The following is a 209-nucleotide window of genomic DNA, read 5'->3' on the forward strand; positions in this document are numbered from 1 at the left end:
TCCGTCAGACTTTCGTCCATTGCGGAAGATTCCCTACTGCTGCCTCCCGTAGGAGTCTGGGCCGTGTCTCAGTCCCAGTGTGGCCGATCACCCTCTCAGGTCGGCTACGCAGCGTTGCCTTGGTGAGCCGTTACCTCACCAACTAGCTAATGCGACGCGGGTCCATCCATAAGTGACAGCCGAAGCCGCCTTTCAATTTCGAACCATGC

1 rRNA gene is annotated in these 209 nt (G+C 57.9%); it reads right to left on the bottom strand.

The features are described 5' to 3' along the window. Nucleotides 1-209: ribosomal RNA gene (locus MR167_RS32800) — 16S ribosomal RNA — on the bottom strand; the annotation flags it as partial.

The organism is Bacillus cereus group sp. BfR-BA-01355 (assembly GCF_022663675.1).
In the GTDB taxonomy this organism is placed as follows: Bacteria; Bacillota; Bacilli; order Bacillales; family Bacillaceae_G; genus Bacillus_A; species Bacillus_A thuringiensis_S.